At 75.3% G+C, this 16973-nt stretch carries 14 protein-coding genes; 5 read left to right on the plus strand and 9 right to left on the minus strand.

The genetic code is table 11. The features are described from left to right. The first annotated feature begins 142 nt into the window (after positions 1 to 142). Positions 143 to 1552, plus strand: coding sequence for a glucose-6-phosphate dehydrogenase (locus ACRYR2_RS18025; RefSeq protein ID WP_432564277.1), 1410 nt, complete (start codon positions 143 to 145; stop codon positions 1550 to 1552). 61 nt (positions 1553 to 1613) lie between these two features. On the opposite strand, the gene ACRYR2_RS18030 is transcribed toward ACRYR2_RS18025, so the two are convergent. The 4 genes from ACRYR2_RS18030 to hisN form a co-directional block, all read right to left on the minus strand. After that, on the minus strand, positions 1614 to 2300 hold the full coding sequence (locus tag ACRYR2_RS18030) for a SemiSWEET family transporter (RefSeq protein ID WP_432564278.1): 687 nt from the start codon (positions 2298 to 2300) through the stop codon (positions 1614 to 1616). A gap of 91 nt (positions 2301 to 2391) precedes the next feature. Continuing rightward, entirely contained in the window at positions 2392 to 3477 is a 1086-nt protein-coding gene (locus ACRYR2_RS18035) for a mechanosensitive ion channel family protein (protein ID WP_432564279.1), read from the minus strand. 125 nt (positions 3478 to 3602) lie between these two features. Beyond that, positions 3603 to 4397 carry a CPBP family intramembrane glutamic endopeptidase gene (locus ACRYR2_RS18040; RefSeq protein ID WP_432564280.1) on the minus strand — a complete coding sequence of 265 codons (795 nt, stop codon included), beginning with the start codon at positions 4395 to 4397 and terminating at the stop codon, positions 3603 to 3605. After that, positions 4381 to 5205 carry a histidinol-phosphatase gene (hisN, locus tag ACRYR2_RS18045; protein ID WP_432564281.1) on the minus strand — a complete coding sequence of 275 codons (825 nt, stop codon included), beginning with the start codon at positions 5203 to 5205 and terminating at the stop codon, positions 4381 to 4383. The genes ACRYR2_RS18040 and hisN overlap by 17 nt, the downstream gene beginning before the upstream one ends. Before the next feature lie 157 nt (positions 5206 to 5362). On the opposite strand from hisN, the gene ACRYR2_RS18050 reads away from it, so the two are divergent. Beyond that, positions 5363 to 6025 (plus strand): vitamin K epoxide reductase family protein, encoded by a 663-nt coding sequence (locus ACRYR2_RS18050; RefSeq protein ID WP_432564282.1) that lies wholly within the window; start codon positions 5363 to 5365, stop codon positions 6023 to 6025. 82 nt (positions 6026 to 6107) lie between these two features. On the opposite strand, the gene ACRYR2_RS18055 is transcribed toward ACRYR2_RS18050, so the two are convergent. From ACRYR2_RS18055 to ACRYR2_RS18070, 4 genes are all read right to left on the minus strand, one after another. Then, positions 6108 to 11591 carry a diguanylate cyclase gene (locus ACRYR2_RS18055; protein ID WP_432564283.1) on the minus strand — a complete coding sequence of 1828 codons (5484 nt, stop codon included), beginning with the start codon at positions 11589 to 11591 and terminating at the stop codon, positions 6108 to 6110. An 85-nt stretch (positions 11592 to 11676) separates the two neighbouring features. Further along, positions 11677 to 12807, minus strand: a complete 1131-nt coding sequence (gene rsgA, locus ACRYR2_RS18060) for a ribosome small subunit-dependent GTPase A (RefSeq protein WP_432564284.1) — start codon at positions 12805 to 12807, stop codon at positions 11677 to 11679. After that, positions 12774 to 14165: a 3-phosphoshikimate 1-carboxyvinyltransferase gene (gene aroA / locus ACRYR2_RS18065; RefSeq protein ID WP_432564285.1), complete on the minus strand. Its 1392-nt coding sequence runs from the start codon at positions 14163 to 14165 to the stop codon at positions 12774 to 12776. Before aroA ends, rsgA begins: the two co-directional genes overlap by 34 nt. 59 nt (positions 14166 to 14224) lie before the next feature. After that, positions 14225 to 14755, minus strand: coding sequence for a DoxX family protein (locus ACRYR2_RS18070; protein WP_432564286.1), 531 nt, complete (start codon positions 14753 to 14755; stop codon positions 14225 to 14227). Between the two features lie 75 nt (positions 14756 to 14830). Between ACRYR2_RS18070 and ACRYR2_RS18075 the strand changes: the two genes are divergently transcribed. The 3 genes from ACRYR2_RS18075 to rsrA are packed head-to-tail and all read left to right on the plus strand — an operon-like array spanning position 14831 to position 16759. Then, positions 14831 to 15646 carry an SOS response-associated peptidase gene (locus ACRYR2_RS18075; RefSeq protein WP_432564287.1) on the plus strand — a complete coding sequence of 272 codons (816 nt, stop codon included), beginning with the start codon at positions 14831 to 14833 and terminating at the stop codon, positions 15644 to 15646. A 49-nt stretch (positions 15647 to 15695) separates the two neighbouring features. After that, a complete protein-coding gene (locus ACRYR2_RS18080) occupies positions 15696 to 16478 on the plus strand; it encodes a sigma-70 family RNA polymerase sigma factor (RefSeq protein WP_432564288.1) in 783 nt (260 codons plus the stop codon). After that, a complete protein-coding gene (gene rsrA / locus ACRYR2_RS18085; protein WP_432564289.1) occupies positions 16475 to 16759 on the plus strand; it encodes a mycothiol system anti-sigma-R factor in 285 nt (94 codons plus the stop codon). The genes ACRYR2_RS18080 and rsrA overlap by 4 nt, the downstream gene beginning before the upstream one ends. A 66-nt stretch (positions 16760 to 16825) precedes the next feature. Here rsrA and ACRYR2_RS18090 read toward each other — a convergent pair whose 3' ends face one another. Continuing rightward, positions 16826 to 16900 (minus strand): 50S ribosomal protein bL37, encoded by a 75-nt coding sequence (locus ACRYR2_RS18090; RefSeq protein ID WP_375791718.1) that lies wholly within the window; start codon positions 16898 to 16900, stop codon positions 16826 to 16828. Positions 16901 to 16973 lie beyond the last annotated feature (73 nt).

The following is a 16973-nucleotide window of genomic DNA, read 5'->3' on the forward strand; positions in this document are numbered from 1 at the left end:
GAGCGTCAGGCGACCGCCGACACCCACCACCACGCACCGCGGCGCGAGGCGCTGGCGGTTCCCGTCGGGAGTGCGGTGGTGGTCACGGGGACACCTTAGCCCCAGGGCCTGTCGGGGAGGCAAGACGGGCGATACTGCCTGCGTGACCAGCAACGCTCACTCGACAGAGCAGTCCCAGAGCACGCCGACGATCTTCGTCATGTACGGGGCCACCGGGGACCTCTCGCGCCGGCTGGTGTCGCCGGCCTTCTTCGAACTCGCCCGCCTGGGCCGGCTGCCGCAGCAGTGGAGGCTGATCGGCTCCAGCCGCGGCGAGAAGACCCACGAGGAGTTCCGCGAGTTCATCCGCGAGGCGCTGGAGGAGTTCGGCCCCCAGCCCGCCGACGGGCCGTGGGACGACTTCGCCGAGCACCTCCTGTTCGCCTCCGGCGGCTTCACCGAGGACGACCCCGGGCAGCTGCTCGACGTGCTGGCCGAAGCCCGCGAGGCGCTGGGCGGGGACGCCGAACTGGTGCACTACCTGGCCATCCCGCCGGGTGCGTTCCTGGACGCCACGAAGGCCTTCGCGGCGCACGGGCTGGCCGAGGGGGCGCGCGTGGTCTACGAGAAGCCCTACGGCACCTCGCTGGAGACGTTCGAGGAACTCGACGCCGAGGTGCACCGGGTGTTCGAGGAGTCCCAGGTGTTCCGCATCGACCACTTCCTGGCCTTCGAGGCGCAGCAGGACGTCATCCACGCCCGGTTCGCCAACCCCTGGCTGGCCTCGATCTGGAACCGCGAGCACGTCGCGCAGGTGCAGGTCGACATCGCCGAGACGCTCGACGTCGCCCAGCGCGCGAGCTTCTACGACGCGACCGGCGCCTTCCTCGACATGATCGTCACGCACCTGTTCCAGATGGCCGCCACCGTCGCGATGGAACCGCCCGCCGACCTGGGGCCGGGCGCGCTGCAGGCCGCGCGAGACGCTGCGCTGCAGGACTTCCGGGAACTCGACCCGGCCGAGGTCGTGCTCGGGCAGTTCGAGGGCTACACCGACATCGACGGCGTTCCGGACGACTCGCAGACCGACACCCTGGCCGCGTGCCGGGTCTGGATCGACAACGACCGCTGGCGCGGTGTGCCGTTCCTGCTGCGCTCGGGCAAGAAGATGACGGCCGACGAGCAGCGGGTCACCCTCGTCCTGAAGTCGCCCGGAGGGCTGCACGCCGGCGCCGAACCCGCCACGATCAGCTTCTCGCTGCTGGAGGGCGGGGCGATCGACGTGGCGCTGACCGTGCGCACCCCCGGTGTCGCCGGCGGGCTCACCCAGGGCACCGCCTCGCTGGCGCTGTCCGGGCTCGGCGAACCCGCGCTGCCGTACGTTCACCTCATCGAGCACGTCCTGACCGGTGACCGGTCGCTGTTCACCGGTGTCGACGGCCTGCGCGCGGCGTGGACCTGCATCGACCGGTTCTCGAAGAACCGGCCGCAGATCGAGTCCTACGCGCCGGGGACGTGGGGGCCGGCCTCCGCCGACGCCCTGGCCGAGCCGGGCACCTGGTTCCTGCGCTGAGAAGCACCTCGGCGGTGATCTCGCAGGGGTTCCCGCGAGGTCACCGCCGGGGTGGTGGGCCTCATGCCGCGAGCGTGAGCTGCGCGCGGCGGGCCAGGTAGAGCGGGCGGACCAGGAGCCGGCCGGCCACGCCCAGCCGGCCGTAGTGCAGGGCGCGCGCCACGGCCAGCGGCGGGCAGCGGCGGGACAGCACGACGCCGGCCAGGACGGCCGAGACGGCCGAGCACACCACGACCGAGGTCTGGGCGGTGGCCAGGCCGTAGACGGTCCACATCGTCGCCGAGACCTGGGTCAGGAAGAACGTCGCGGGGGACAGGCCGCCCAGCGGCTCGCGGCGCAGCACCGTGCGCACCTGGGGCAGCATCTTCACCAGCGACACCGCGGTCGCGACCATCCCGACGAGCACCACCCCGCCGAGGGCGAACGCCCCGGCCACGACCGGGACCCAGGCCGCCGTGGCGACCGCGGCGGTCGACAGCCGCAGCCCGAGCCGGTGGGCGGCCAGCACGACGGTGACGACGGCGCAGCCCAGGCCCGGGACGTTGGCGACCAGCTGGGCCGGGTCCAGCAGGAGCAGGCCGTACGTCAGCCAGGTGCCCGAGGCGAGCACACCCAGGACCGCCGAGGAGTAGGACAGGCCGCTGGCGTCGGTGCTCTTGAGCAGACGCAGGATCTGCGGGACACCGGTGACGATGCCGAGGGCGGCGGCGGCCAGACCGAGGACGGAGATCAGGGTGGTGACGGGCACGTGCTGTTGTCTCGCCCCGATCCGGCCCCGTCTTGAGGCCGCCGCGATCTAGAAGGCTGAGACGTGCATCACACCAAGGGTCGGGTCCGGGTCAGGACGTGCGGGCGTCGCGGTACCGGTGCCCGTCCTGCTGCGGCAGCGAGACGGCCCGGGGGGACTCCAACCGCACCTTGGGCAGCGCCTCGGGGTGCTCGCGGCGCAGCAGGCCGACGAGTTCCTCGCGCACGGCGCAGCGCAGGTCGAACAGTTCCCCGCCGGAGTTGGCGCTGACCAGCACCCGCAACGTCACCAGCGAGTTCCTGGCCTCGGTGACCTGCAGGACGAACGTCTCGCCGTTCCACAACGGGTGGGCCTTCACGAAACGCTCCGCGTGCGAACGCAACCGCTCGACCGGGACGGCCCAGTCCACGTCGAGTTCGACGCTGCCGATGATGTCGGAGGAGTTGCGCGTCCAGTTCGCGAACGGGGTGGTCGTGAAGTACGTCGAGGGCAGGATCAGCCGGCGCTGGTCCCACAACCGCACCACGACGTAGGTCAGGGTGATGTCCTCGATGTTGCCCCACTCGCCCTCGACCACGACGACGTCGTCGACGCGGATGCCGTCGGTGAAGGCGATCTGCAGCCCCGCGAACACGTTGGCCAGCGACGTCTGGGCGGCCAGACCCGCGACGACGGACAGCAGACCGGCCGAGGCCAGCACGCTCGTGCCGATCCCGCGGGCGCCGGGGATCGTCAGCAGCATCGAGGCCGCGGCCACGACGACGATGAGCGCGACGACGACGCGCTTGATCAGGGAGACCTGGGTACGGCGTTGCCGCTGGCGCCGGTTGTCGGCGACGTCGATGCGGTAGCGCAGCATCAGGACGTCCTGCACCACGTTCGCGGCGACCACGGCCAGCCAGGCGCCGAACACGACGGAGAGCATCTTCAAGACGAAGAAGGTCGGGGCCTGCCAGTCGGCGGTCTGGGTGTAGATGCCCAGGGAGACCACGGCCGCCAGGGTGGCCAGCATCCCGGCCAGCGGTCGCCGGCCCCGCTGGGCGAGGGTGGCGAGGATCTCGTGCTTGCGGCCCAGGCGGCGGACGCCCAGCGCGATGGCCTCGCCGATGAGGGCGGCAGCGGCGGCGGCGGCCAGCGCGACACCGATGGTGAGCCAGACGGAGGTGCTGATGTTCACAGGGGTGGAGCTCCTCAGGGTGCGGTCGAGAACGGACATCGACGTCCTGCGGACCTGACCACCGTAGGAGCCGTGCCGCAGTCCGGCCAGCCCGTGCGGGTGGCCTCACAGCACCTCCACCGGACTCACCCCGGCAGCCAGCTCACCTTCCCCACCAGCGCCGCGTACCCCACGAAGGCCACGACGTCGATGGCCGTGTGCGCGATCACCAGCGGCATCGTGCGGCCCCACCGCTGGTACACCCAGCCGAAGACGAACCCCATCGCGACGTTGCCGACGAACCCGCCGAGCCCCTGGTACAGGTGGTACGAACCGCGCAGCAGCGCGCTGACCACCAGGGCGGGCAGCCACCGCACGCCCAGCTGCGCGAGCCGGTGCAGCAGGTACCCGGCGACCAGCACCTCCTCCAGGATCCCGTTCTCGGCCGCGGCCAGGACCTGCACCGGGACCGCCCACCACACGTCCGGCAGCGTCGAGGCCGCGACGTTGGTGTTGACGCCCGCGGCCACGGCCCCCACGTACAGCACCAGCCCGCAGCCGCCGATGAACGCCGCCAGGCCCAGCCCCACGGCGACGTCGCGCCCGGGCCGGCGGCCGTCGAACCCCAGCGTCCGCAGCGACTGCCCGCCGCGGGCCAGGAGGTAGCCGACGAGCAGGACCGGGGCCAGCCCGGCGGCGATCGAGACCAGCTGCAGCGACAGGTCCAGCCAGGGCCGGTCGGGGGCGTAGCTGCCCAGGACCGTCGAGGTCTGGGCGTTGACGGCCTCCGGGGCGGTGAGGATCCCGATGAAGCGCACCAGCGCCCGGACCCCGCTCATCCCCAGCGAGACGGCGAAGACCGCCACGACCTCCCAGACCAGGAGCCGGCGCTCCCGCGGGTCGGTCACGACCTCCCGCGGCGGCTCAGGACGCAGGCGCACCCAGGAACTCCAGCGCAGCCCCGTGCAGCAGGCCGTTGGTGACGACGGCGTTGCCGCCGTGCGGGCCCTCCGCGCCGGCGCGGGAGGTGAACCGGCCGCCGGCCTCGGTGACGATCGGGACCAGCGCGGCCATGTCGTGCAGCGCCAGCTCGGGTTCGGCGGCGATGTCGACCGCACCCTCGGCCAGCAGCATGTACGACCAGAAGTCACCGAAGCCGCGGGTGCGCCACACCGAGCGGGTCAGGCCCAGGAAACCGTCCAGCGACCCGGTCGCCTCCCAGCCCTCCAGGGAGGAGTAGGCGAAGGACGCGTCGGCCAGCGCGCCGACCGAGCTGACCGACATCCGCGTCGCCGAGCTCAGGCTGCGCCCGGTCCACGCCCCCGACCCGGCCGCGGCCCACCACCGCTTGCCCAGCGCGGGCGCGGAGACGACGCCGACGACCGGCTCACCGTCGTCGAGCAGCGCGATGAGGGTGGCCCACACCGGCACCCCGCGCACGAAGTTCTTCGTCCCGTCGATCGGGTCGACCACCCACTGCCGGGCCCCGTGCCCCACCAGCCCGAACTCCTCGCCCAGCACGGCGTCGCGCGGGCGGGTGCGCTTGAGCTGGGCCCGGATGAGCTCCTCGGCCGTGCGGTCGGCGTCGCTGACGGGGGTCAGGTCGGGTTTGGTCTCCACCCGCAGGTCCATCGCCTTGAAGCGGTCCATCGTCACCCCGTCGACCTGGTCGGCGATGACGTGCGCCAGCCGCAGGTCGTCGTCGTAGCGCGGGCGCGGGGTGGCGGGGGACTGCGTGGGGACGGACACGCTGGCGAACCTACCGTTCCGCACCCGCCGGGCCGTGGACCCCGGACCGCCGACCCGTTCAGGGGACGTCCAGGTGTGCCGAGGATGCTGGGGGTGGGGTAGGACAGGCTCTCGGACCAGCAGGGCACCAGCAGGGCACCAGCGAGGGGGACAGCGGATGGCCGGCACCGACCACGTCGAGCGCGCCGACGAGGACGTCGACCGGATCCCGGCGGGACACCTGTCGGCGATGCCCGTCTCCCAGCGCGCCCGCGGGCTGCTGCTGACCCTCGGCGGGCTGCTCGGCTTCGTGGCGGCGTTCACGCTGACGATCGAGCGCTTCGAGCTGGCCGAGAACCCCGACTACGTCCCCAGCTGCAGCTTCAACCCGGTCCTGTCCTGCGGCAGCGTCATGCAGACCGACCAGGCCGCGCTCTTCGGCTTCCCCAACCCGCTGATCGGCATCGCGGCCTTCGCCCTCTCCACGTTCCTGGGCGTGCTGGTGCTGTCCCGCACGGTGCTGCCGCGCTGGGTCGAACGCGGCTACCTGCTCGGGATCACCCTGGGGACGGTCTTCGTCGGCTGGCTCATCGGCCAGAGCCTGTACTCCATCCACGCGCTGTGCCCGTACTGCATGGTCGTGTGGGCGGTGGTGGTCCCGACGTTCTGGGTGCACCTGGCCGACGGCCTGGACCGCGGTCTGCTGCCCGTCCCGCACGCGCTGCGCGGCGCGGCCCGCACGGTCGTCGACTACCGCGGCCTGCTCGTCGTGCTGAGCTACGTCGCCGTGCTGGCCATGGTCGCCACCAAGTTCTGGTCCTACTGGAGCACGTTGCTCTGACGTCGCCGCCGACCCCGCGGAAACAACAGTCTCCGTCGCCCAGGAGCGTTCTGGGCGACGGAGACTGTTGTTTCCGCGGGAGTCAGGGCGCGACGACGACGCGGTCGCGACCGGCCGCCTTCGCCCGGTACAGCGCGGTGTCGGCGCGGGCCAGGACGTCGGACAGCTGCTCGCCCTCGCGCAGCACCGCGACGCCGACGCTGACGGTGACCTGCAACCGCTGCCCGCGGACCTCGACGGGACTGCGGCGCACCCCCAGGCGCAGCCGTTCGGCCACCTCGGCGGGATCCAGCGGGCCGTGGCCCTCCAGCGGACCGGGACTGGTGACGACGAGCGCGAACTCCTCCCCGCCGTAGCGGCCCAGCACGTCGGTCTCCCGCGTCTCGTGCTGCAGCCGGCGCGCCACGGCCGTGAGCACCTCGTCGCCGGCGGCGTGCCCGTAGGTGTCGTTGACGGACTTGAAGTGGTCGACGTCGATCATGACCACCGCGATCGCCCGCCCGCGCGCCGCCCGCCGCACGCGCTGCTCACCCAGTCGCAGCAGGTGCCCGCGGGTCGCGACCCCGGTCAGGGAGTCGGTGCGGGCCAGGTGCTCGACGCGGGCGAACAACCGGGCGTTCTCCAGCCCGATCGCGGCCGGGCCGGCCAGCGCCTCGGCGACGTGGGCCCGGGCGGCCGGCCCGTCGGCGCCCCCGGTCAGGACCAGCGTCTCGACGACCAGCCCGGTGCGGTCCTTCAGCGGGACCACGAGCCACCGCACCTGCTCGTCCGCGCCCGCGGGGGCGTTCCCGGCCAGGTCGAGCAGACCGGCCAGCCGGGCCGGCAGGGGATCGTCGCCCCAGGTGGCGTGCGCCCGTTCCAGCAGGGGGGCGCAGTCGGGTTCGGCCCGCCAGTCCGGGCCCCAGGCGACCTCGCGCACGCCCTGCCCCTCGGTGGCCGTCACCAGGGCCGGGGGGTCGGCGTCGACGGAGCCGGGGACCGTCACCGGCACCAGGGCGCCGCGCCGGCCGCCGAGTTCGGTCAGCGCCGACCGCAGCACCCGGCGCCGCACGGTGGGCAGCTCCAGGCTGCCGGAGACCTCCTCGGTGAACCGGCGGACGGCCTCGGCGAGGTCGCGTTCGCGCTGGGCGCCGTGCACCTCGATCTCCAGCCGCGCGGCGCGCGCGGTCTCCAGGGACGCGGCCACCTGACCGGCGATGAGCTGCAGGAGCTCGACGTCGCCGCGGCCGAAGGCGCCCTGGGCCACCGTGCTGGCGGCCGACAGCACACCGGTGCGCCGGCCGCGCACCAGCAGCGGGACGGCCACGACGCTGCGGGCCCCCCCGGGGTCGGCCGGGGACGGCTGCAGCGCGCCGCGCACGACGGGACGGCCCGTCGTCGCCGCGCGCGCCGCGACGGGGTCCACGACGGCGCCGGCGGGCAGGTCGGTGCCGGCCCGGGTGCGTCCGGCGAAGACGACCAGCTCGTCGTCGGCGTCCAGCACCGCCAGCAGGGCCCGGTCGGCGCCCAGCACCTCGCAGGCCTGGTCCAGGGCCAGCCGCACCACGTCCTGCGGGTCCAGCACCTGCGCCGCGTGCCCGACGTCGCGCATCGCCGACAGCAACCGGCGCCGCCGGCCCGACGCCGCGCCCCAGGGGCTGCGCCCGCCGGGCGAGGGCTGGGTGGGGGCCAGGTCGGCACGGCCGCGCTGGGCACGGTCCACCCAGCCGTACCGCTCGGCCAGGGTCGTGGCCAGCCAGCGTTCCCGCTCGGCGTCGGCGTGCGCGGCGGACTCCTCCAGCAGCTCGGCGCGCAGCAGCAGCACCTCGTGCTGGACGAGGGGGGCGTCCAGGTGCGCGGCGCGGGCCTGCGCCCGGTCCAGCAGCCGGCGGCCGCGGCGCCGGGAGCCGAGGCGGAGCAGGGCCGCGGCGCGCACCACGTCGCCCAGCGCCGCCTGCAGGGCGCTGGCGGGCCGGCCCGCCCGGTGCAGTCCCCGCAACGCCTCCCGCAGGTCCCGTTCGCGCTCGCCGACCCGGGCGGTGTCCCCGGCGTCGGCCGCCGCGCGCAGCTGGGCCAGCCGGCCGCGCACGAGCAGGATCGCCGTCCAGCCGGGTTCGGGGGTGCCCCGCGGCGGGCAGCGCCGGGCCAGGTCCGCGGTCTGCCGGCAGGCGGCGTCGAACCTGTCGGACAGGTCGACCTGCTCGACGAGCCAGTCGACCGTGGCGAGCTGCAGCTGCCACCGGTGCAGCGGTGAGGTGTCGTCGGACTCCTCGCGGCGCAGGGCGTCCAGCAGCTCACCGGCCTCGCCGGGACGGCCCCGGGCGCTGAGCAGCGCCCCGCGGACCAGGTCCAGCGCCGCGGGCACGGCGGTGCCGTCGGGCACCCGGCGCAGCGCCCGGGCGTGCCAGGCCGCGGCGGTGGCCAGGTCACCGGCCGCGATCCGCTCCACGGCGACGGCCTGCGTCCCGGCGACGTAGGCGGGCAGGTCCAGCCACTGCCCGTCCTCCTCCAGCACCTCGGCCACGGCGCGCCAGGTCCCGCCTGCCTGCAACCGGCGCAGCCCCGCGGCCAGCCGTCGTCCGGCCAGGATCGTCGGCTCCGCACCTCTTCGGTCCCCCCGCTCGTGGGTGGGGGCGGTCAGGGGCCGGCCGACGAGGCTGGAGGTGCCCGGCAGCCGCACCGGCAGCAGGGTCGGGCGGCCCGTCAGGCGCTGGTCCAGCGCCGCGCGCACCGTCGCCGCCCCGTCGCGGGCCAGGTCCGGGCGGCGGGCGCGCAGGGCGTGGGCGAAGGCCGCCAGCGCCGTCGGGACGGCCCGGCCGGGGTGCCCGAGCTGGAGGTCGGCGGCCGCGGCCTCGCGCAGCAGCACGGCGTGCGCCCCCTCCAGGGTGGCGCGGCTCAGCTCGCGCGGGGAGTCCAGGCGGTGCCGGCTGACGGGCCGGGTCCCCGGGGCCAGCGCCGTGCGCAGCGTCAGCAGGGCCGCGGCCAGCGCGAACAGCAACCAGCCCCGGCCGCCGGCGGGACGGCCGGCCCCCAGCGCGGCCAGTCCCTGCGCGGCGGCGTCGGCGGCGCGCCGGGGGCCGTCGGCGGCGCGTTCGTGCCGCAGCAGCGTCGCCCGCTCACCCAGCACGACGGCGCGGTCGACGGGGTCGGTGGCGTGCGCGGCGAGGTGCTCCAGGTGCCGGTGGGCCTGGTCGTGCCGGCCGGTGCGGGCCAGGCAGGCGGCCAGCAACCGCCGCAGCCGGGGGTCGGGGACCAGGCCGGCGGCGTCGGCCGTGTGCACGGCCCGGCGCAGCAGGTCCACCGCCGCCTCGAAGGCGTGCCGGCGCGCCGCCTCGACGCCGGCGAGCGCGCAGGCGTCGACGACGTCGGAGGGGGCGACGGCGTCTCCGGCCCGCAGGTGCTGGTGGGCGCAGGCGAACAGCGCGTCGCGGTCGGCGGCGTCGACCCCGCCGCGGGTGTCCGCGCGCAGCACCCGGGCCAGCCGTGCGTGCAGCGCGCGTCGCTCGAGCTCGTCGACGCCCTCGAGGATCGCCTCGACCAGTTGCTGGTGCCAGAACTCGTGCCGGCCGCGGGGCAGCGGGCGCAGCAGCCGGGCGGCCATCCCCGCGGCCAGCCCGGCGCGCACCTCGGCGGCGTCCAGCTGCGGTGCGGCGGCCCGCAGCACCAGGTCGTCGTCGACGGCCCGACCGCAGGCTGCCGCCAGGCGCAGCACGTGGCGCTGGCCCGGCGGGAGTTCCCCGACCCGGCGCAGCAGCGCGGCGAGCAGTCGCGGTGCGACCGGTACCGCTTCCAGCGCAGCGGGTTCGAGCTGCCAGTGGCCCCAGTCCGGCACCAGTCCGCCGTCGTCGAGCAGGGTGGTCAGCAGCGCCAGCAGCGCGCCGGGGTTGCCCGCCGCGCGCGAGACCAGGGCGGTGGCGACCGAGTCGGTGACGACCGCGCCGGGCAGCCGGCGGCGCACCACGGCGCGGGCCGCGGCGTCGCTCAGCGGTGGCACGTCGACCACGAGGGCACGGTCCTCCAGACGTGCGTCCGGCCCACCGGCCGTCTCCTCCGACGACCCGTCCGACGACCCGTCCGACGTGGCGGGCCGGCCGACCAGGACCAGCAGCAGCGGCAGGTCCGCGCACTCGCCGGCGACCCGGTGCAGGACCGCCAGCGTCGAGGCGTCGGCGTGCTCGGTGTCGTCCAGGACGACCAGCAGCGGGCCGGTGCGGGCGGCGTGCTGGAGGAGTTCCTCGGCCAGCGTCTGGGGGCGGGGACCGGTTCCGGTGGGCGTCGGGTCGGCGCTCGCGCGCAGACCGCCGGCCGACATCGCCCGGCGCAGCTCGCTCAGCGGGGCGCCGGGGGAGGCGGTGCTGTCGAGCACGACGGTGGCCGCACCCCGCGCGGCGGCCCGCCGCCGCAACCGCTCCACCAGCGCCGAGCGTCCCGACCCGGCGGCCCCCCGGACCAGGACGACCCCGCCGGACCCGGCACGGGCGTTGTCCCACGCGGCGTCGAGCGCGGCGGCCTGCGGACCGCGCTCGAGCAGTCCGCCGTCGGCGGGGCTGGTCCAGGCCCGCCGGCCCAGCGCGATGTCGGGGGCCGAGGCCGCGGGGTCGTCGGCCGCGATGCGGCTGAGCTCGTCGGCCACGGCCAGCGCGCTGGCGGGACGGTCCTCGGGGTCGAGCGCCAGCAGCCGCCGCAGCAGCGAACCCAGGGCCCGGGGGACGTGCGGACCCAGCGCGTCGACGTCCAGGGCCGGCAGCCGGGCCAGCCGGCGCCGGACCTCGGCCGCACTGGTGCCCGAGACCGGCAGGTGACCGGTCAGGCACTGCAGCAGGACCGCACCCACGGCGTACAGGTCCGAGCGGTGGTCGACGGGGGAGCGCACGACGCCGGCCTGCTCGGGGGAGCGGTACAGCAGGGCGCCGACCTCGTCGTCGGAGGCGTCGGAGGCGTCGGGGGCGTCGGGGGCGTCGGGGGCCGCGTCGGCCGCGCCGGTCTGCAGGTGGGCGACCCCGAGGTCGACGAGGACCGCGCGACCGGAGCGGGTCACCAGCACGTTCGAGGGTTTGACGTCGCGGTGCACCAGACCGTTGCGGTGCAGGGCGTGCAGCGCGTCGCAGACGTCGACGACCAGCCGCAGCGTCGTCGTCAGCGACAGGGGCCCGGGCGAGGGGGACTCGGGGGAGTGCAGCAGATCGGCCAGCGACGTCCCGTCGTGGGCGTCCATGACGATCGCGAGCCGGCCCTCGACCGGGGTCACGGCGTGCACGCGGGTCAGACCGGGGTGGTGCACGCTGGCCAGCAGCGCGGCCTCGCGGCGCAGGGTCCGGTCGGTCCGCCGGTCCGCGGGCAGTCCGGGCCGCTGCCGCTTGAGGGCGTACTCCCGGCCGCCGCGGCAGGCCAGGTGGACGACCGATCCGGCGCCCCGGCCCAGCTCGCGCAGGACCGTCCAGGGCTGGTCCCCGACCGGTGGTGGGCAGGAGGTGGGCGCCGCGGGGCCGGGCACCAGACCGGCGGGCACGTCCGCGGCGAGCAGGTCCCGGGGGGCGGGTACGACGGAACCCGGCCCTGCGGGCCAGGTCGAGCTCGCATCCCCCATGAGCCGCCGTTTCCTCGTCGCCGACGGGACCGGTGATCACCCTAGGGCATCGGTGCGGAACCGCCCGTGTTCGTCCGGCGTCCCGTCAGCGAGGCTCCGGACCCCCGTCCGGCTCCGGCGACTGCCGGCCGCGACGGTCGTCCGCGACCTGGTCCTCACGGGTGGTGCGCCGGGCCACCAGCAGCCGCCGGAACGAGACCAGCCGCGCCGGGCCGGCCGCCCCGGCGTGGCCGTCGGCGACCCAGGCGTCCAGGGCGCAGTCCGGTTCGTCGTGCGTGCACCCGCGGGGGCACCCGGCCTCGCCGGGCAGCAGGTCCGGGAACGCGCGCAGCACCGACTCGGGATCGACGTGGGCCAGCCCGAACGAGCGCACCCCCGGCGTGTCGATGACCCAGCCGCCGCCGGGCAGCGCCAGCGCGGCCATCGACGTGGACGTGTGCCGCCCCCGGCCGGTGACCGCGTTGACGTGCCCGGTCGCGCGGCCCGCGTCGGGGACGAGCGCGTTCACCAGCGTCGACTTGCCGACCCCGGAGTGCCCGATGAGCACGCTGATCCGGCCCTGCAGGCGCTCGCGGACCTCCGGCAGCCCCAGCAGGCCCTCGGCTCCCCGCGAGGTGACGACCGCGTCCAGGCCGAGCGGCGCCCAGGTGTCGAGCACCTCCGCGGCCGGTCGCAGGTCGCCCTTGGTCAGGCACAGCAGCGGTTGCATGCCCGAGACGTAGGCGGCCACCAGGCAGCGGTCGACCATCCGGGACCGCGGCTCGGGATCGGCCACGGCCGTGACGACGACGAGCTGGTCGGCGTTGGCCACGACGACGCGCTCGATGGGGTCGGTGTCGTCGGCGGAACGGCGCAGCGCCGTGCGCCGCTCGTCGATCCGCACGATGCGGGCCAGCGTGTCCGTGGCGCCCGAGACGTCGCCGACCAGACCCACCCGGTCGCCGACGACGACGCCCTGCCGGCCCAGCTCACGGGCCCGCATGGCGGTGACGACACGGCTGCGCTCGGTCCCCTCGCCGACCAGGACCTGCGAGCGCCCGCGGTCGACGGCGACGACGAAGCCGTCGACGGCGTCGGCGTGCGCCGGGCGGTCCTTGGTGCGCGGCCGCGAGCCGCGCCGGTTCGGGCGGATCCGGACGTCGTCCTCGTCGTACCGGCGGGCCGGCCCGCGCTGGCCCGGGCTCAGGCCCGGACCCCCGCCAGCATGGCCGCCCACATCCCGGGGAAGTCGGGCAGCGTCTTGCGGGTGGTGGCGATGTCCTCCACCAGGACACCCTCGACCACCAGGCCCAGGACCGCGCCGGCGGTCGCCATCCGGTGGTCGGCGTAGCTGCGGAACACCCCGCCGTGCAGGGGCTCGGGGTGGACGAGCAGACCGTCGAGGGTCTCCTCGGCCCGCCCGCCGAGGGCGTTGACCTCGGTGACGAGGGCCTTGAGCCGGTCGGTCTCGTGCCCGCGCAGGTGGGCGATGCCGCGCAACCGGGTGGGGGAGCTGGCCAGCGCCGCCAGGGCCGTGATGACGGGCGTCAGCTCGCCGGCCTCGTGCAGGTCCAGGTCGACGCCGTACAGCTCCCCGGTGCCCTCGACGAGCAGCCCGTCGCGGTCCAGGCTCACCTCGGCGCCCATGGAGTCGAGCACGTCGCGCAGCAGGTCACCGGCCTGGGTCGTCGACTGCGGCCAGCCCGGGACGCGCACGCGGCCACCGGCGGCGGCCGCGGCGGCCAGGAAGGGGCCGGCGTTGGACAGGTCCGGTTCGACCTGGACGTCGAGGGGGTTGATCTCGCCGGGTTCGACGAACCAGCGGCCCGGGGTGCTGTCGTCGACCAGCACGCCGGCGTCGCGCAGCACCTCCACCGTCATCCGGATGTGCGGCAGGCTCGGGATGGGCGGGCCGTCGTGGACGACCTCGAGCCCCTCGCGCGTGCGCGCCCCGACCAGCAGCAGGGCGGAGACGAACTGGCTGGAGGCCGAGGCGTCGATGCGCACGGTGCCGCCGACCAGGCCGCCGGCGGGACCGGTCACGCTGAACGGCAGCGCTCCGCGACCACCGTCGTCGACGGTCGCGCCGAGCTGGCGGACGGCCTCGACGACGGCCCCCATGGGGCGTTCGCGGGCCCGGTCGTCGCCGTCGAACTCGACGGGGGAGTCGGCCAGGGCGGCGACCGGCGGCAGGAAGCGCATCACCGTGCCGGCCAGGCCGCAGTCGATGCGGGAGCCGCCGGTGACCGGCCCGGGGCGGACCACCCAGTCCGCCGGGCCGACGCCCTCGGCCTCGTGCCCGCCGTCGGCGACGTCGGTGCCGAGGTGGCGCAGCGCGTCGGCCATGAGCACGGTGTCGCGCGAGACGAGGGGGTTGCGCAGCAGCGAGGGACGTCCGGCGAGCGCGGCCACCACGAGGTAGCGGTTCGTCAGCGACTTCGAGCCCGGCACGTGCACGACCGCGTCGAGCGGGCCGGCGGCCTTGGGGGCCGGCCACAGCTCGTCGGCCACGGCGGCCGCGGACGGGCTCGAGGGTCTGGACGGGGGTTCGGCGTGGGGGTCGAGGTGCGCTTCGCTCGGGCTCACGTGAGGCATCCTCGCAGCCCCCCACGCCACGACGCGACCAGCGGGGTCACGCCTGTGGGCGGACCCCCTCAGCCCAGCTTGGCCGCCGCGAGCTGCACGTCCTTCTTGCCGACCTCGGCGGCGTGCACGGCCTCGCGGGCGGCGAGCCTGGCCAGCCGCTGCGCGTCCCTGCCGGCGCGCTTGCCGCGCCACAGGGCGCCGGGCTTGCCGGCGGTGTCGACGGCGGCCAGCAGCGCCCCGCCGAGCAGGCCCAGGTCGGTGAGGAAGTCCTCCAGGACCTCCGAGCGCACCGAGGGGTCCTTCTCGGACCAGAACGGGTGGTTGACGTACGCGCTGGGCGTGGCGGTGGCGGCCAGGACCACGGCGGACAGGCGCGGCGCCTTGCCCAGCGCGAACAGCACACCCGCGCCGGCCATCGCGGCACCGTTGAGACGGACCAGCAGGACCGGGTCGTCGGGCAGGCGCAGCGGCCCCGCCACGCGGTGCACCAGCGGTTCGGCCGAGGGTGCGAGGTCCCCGGCGTGCCGTACCTGGTCGATGCCGTTCTTGATGAAGATCGCCGCGAGCATCGGGCGGGCGAGTCGTCGCACCACAGTCATGGGGACTGCCTACCGCACTCGCCGGACCGCCGCGAACGGGGGCCCGTGTCGCAGCGGGCTGGCAGGGTGTGGCCCATGTGCGGCCGCTACGCCCTGCGTCGGGACCTGGACGACCTCGTCACCGAGTTCGAGGTCGACGACAACACCCTGTCCGAGGGGGCGCAGGTGACGCTGTCCACCAACGTGGCCCCGACGACGACACCCCCGGTGGTCCTGGAGCGCTTCCGCAAGGGCGAACCCGACGCCCCGCCCACCCGTTCGCTGCGGGCGCTGAGGTGGGGACTGGTGCCGAGCTGGGCCGGGGACGCCTCCGGCGGTGCGCGGATGGTCAACGCCCGTGTGGAGTCGCTGCTGTCCAAGCCCGCGTTCGCCCGGGCCGCGCTCGCCCGGCGCTGCCTGGTGCCCGTGGACGCCTGGTACGAGTGGCAGGCCGGCGGCACCGCCACGACCGCGGACGGCAGACCGCTCAAGCAGCCCTTCGCGGTGGCGAACGCCGACTCCTCGGTGCTGTCGCTGGCCGGCGTCTACGAGTTCTGGAAGGACCCCTCCAAGCCGGCCGAGGACCCCTCGCGCTGGCTGGTCTCCTTCGCCGTGGTGACGACGGCGGCCGAGCAGGGGCTGGACCGGCTGCACGAGCGGATGCCGCTGGTGGTCCCGCGCGACCTGCGCGACGCCTGGCTGGACCCCACGCTCGACGAGGCCGACGACGTGCAGGCGCTGGTCGAGGCGGTCCCGCGCGACCTGTTCGCCGGCGGCACGCTCGCGGCGCACCCGGTCTCGCACAGGGTCGGCGACGTGCGCAACAGCGACGACGACCTGCTGGACCCGGTGCCGCCGGCCGAGCTGCAGGGCGTGGTGGACCTGCGCACGGGAGAGCTGCTCGGTGCCTGAGGATCCCTCGCAGCGGAATGGTGGGCGCACCGTCCGTGTTCAGCAGGACATGCCGTTCGCACCACCACTCGAACCCGCCCGCGAGTCCTCGCGCCGGCTCGAGTCCCGTGCCTCCTCGCGTGGGACCGCCGGCCCGCCGGGGCGTCGGGACGTGCGCAGCCCCCGCGCCGGGAGCGCCGTCGCCGTGCAGGGCCTAGGCTCGAACGCGATGACCGAACAGACCGAGCGGGTCCCGTCCGAGGAGACCGCCGACGAACGCGCGGCGCGCTTCGAACGCGACGCGCTGCCCTTCCTGGACCAGTTGTACTCCGCTGCACTGCGCATGACCCGGAACCCGGCCGACGCCGAGGACCTGGTGCAGGACGCCTTCGCCAAGGCCTACGGCGCGTTCCACCAGTTCACGCCCGGCACGAACCTCAAGGCCTGGCTGTACCGGATCCTGACGAACACGTACATCAACACGTACCGCAAGAAGCAGCGCGAACCGCAGCAGTCGCACTCCGACGAGATCGAGGACTGGCAGCTGGCCCGCGCGGAGTCGCACTCCTCCCGGGGCCTGCGCTCGGCCGAGACCGAGGCGCTGGACCACCTGCCGGACTCCGACGTCAAGCGTGCGCTGCAGCAGGTCCCGGAGGACTTCCGGCTCGCGGTGTACCTGGCCGACGTCGAGGGGTTCGCCTACAAGGAGATCGCCGAGATCATGGGCACGCCGATCGGGACGGTGATGTCCCGGTTGCACCGCGGTCGTCGCCAGCTGCGCGAACTGCTGCGCGACTACGCCGTCGACCGGGGTGTCTCGGGTGCCACCGCCGAGAAGGAGGGAGCGTCGTGAGCACGTCGGACGAGGTGTCGGGTCGGGCTTCCGGGGAACTCTCGCGCTGTCGGGAGGTGCTCGAGCGGGCGTTCGAGTACCTCGACGGCGAGATGGCCGACCTCGACTGCACCAAGCTGCAGGCCCACCTGGAGGAGTGCGCGAGCTGCCTGGCGCAGCTGGCCGAGGACGAGAAGCTCAAGCGCGTCATCCGGGAGGGCTGCCCCTGCGAGGAGGCGCCCCAGACGCTGCGGGCGCGCATCCTCGTCTCGATCACCGAGGTGAGCGTCACCGCGCGCTGAGCGCGGGAACGCACGAGGCCCCGGATCCCTCAGGGATCCGGGGCCTTCGTCGTCTCGAGCGCTGGCTCAGGCGTTGGGGCGCTTGCCGTGGTTGGCGCCGTTGCCCTTGCGCGAGCGGCGCTTGCGGCCTCGCTTGCTCATGGCACTCCTCCTTCTGGTCGACCGGTCTCGGCCTCCATCGTCCCACGGGGTGAGGGGTGCTCAAGGTCACCCC

Origin of the sequence: Kineococcus deserti (genome assembly GCF_050871945.1) — a bacterium.
Lineage (GTDB): Bacteria > Actinomycetota > Actinomycetes > Actinomycetales > Kineococcaceae > Kineococcus.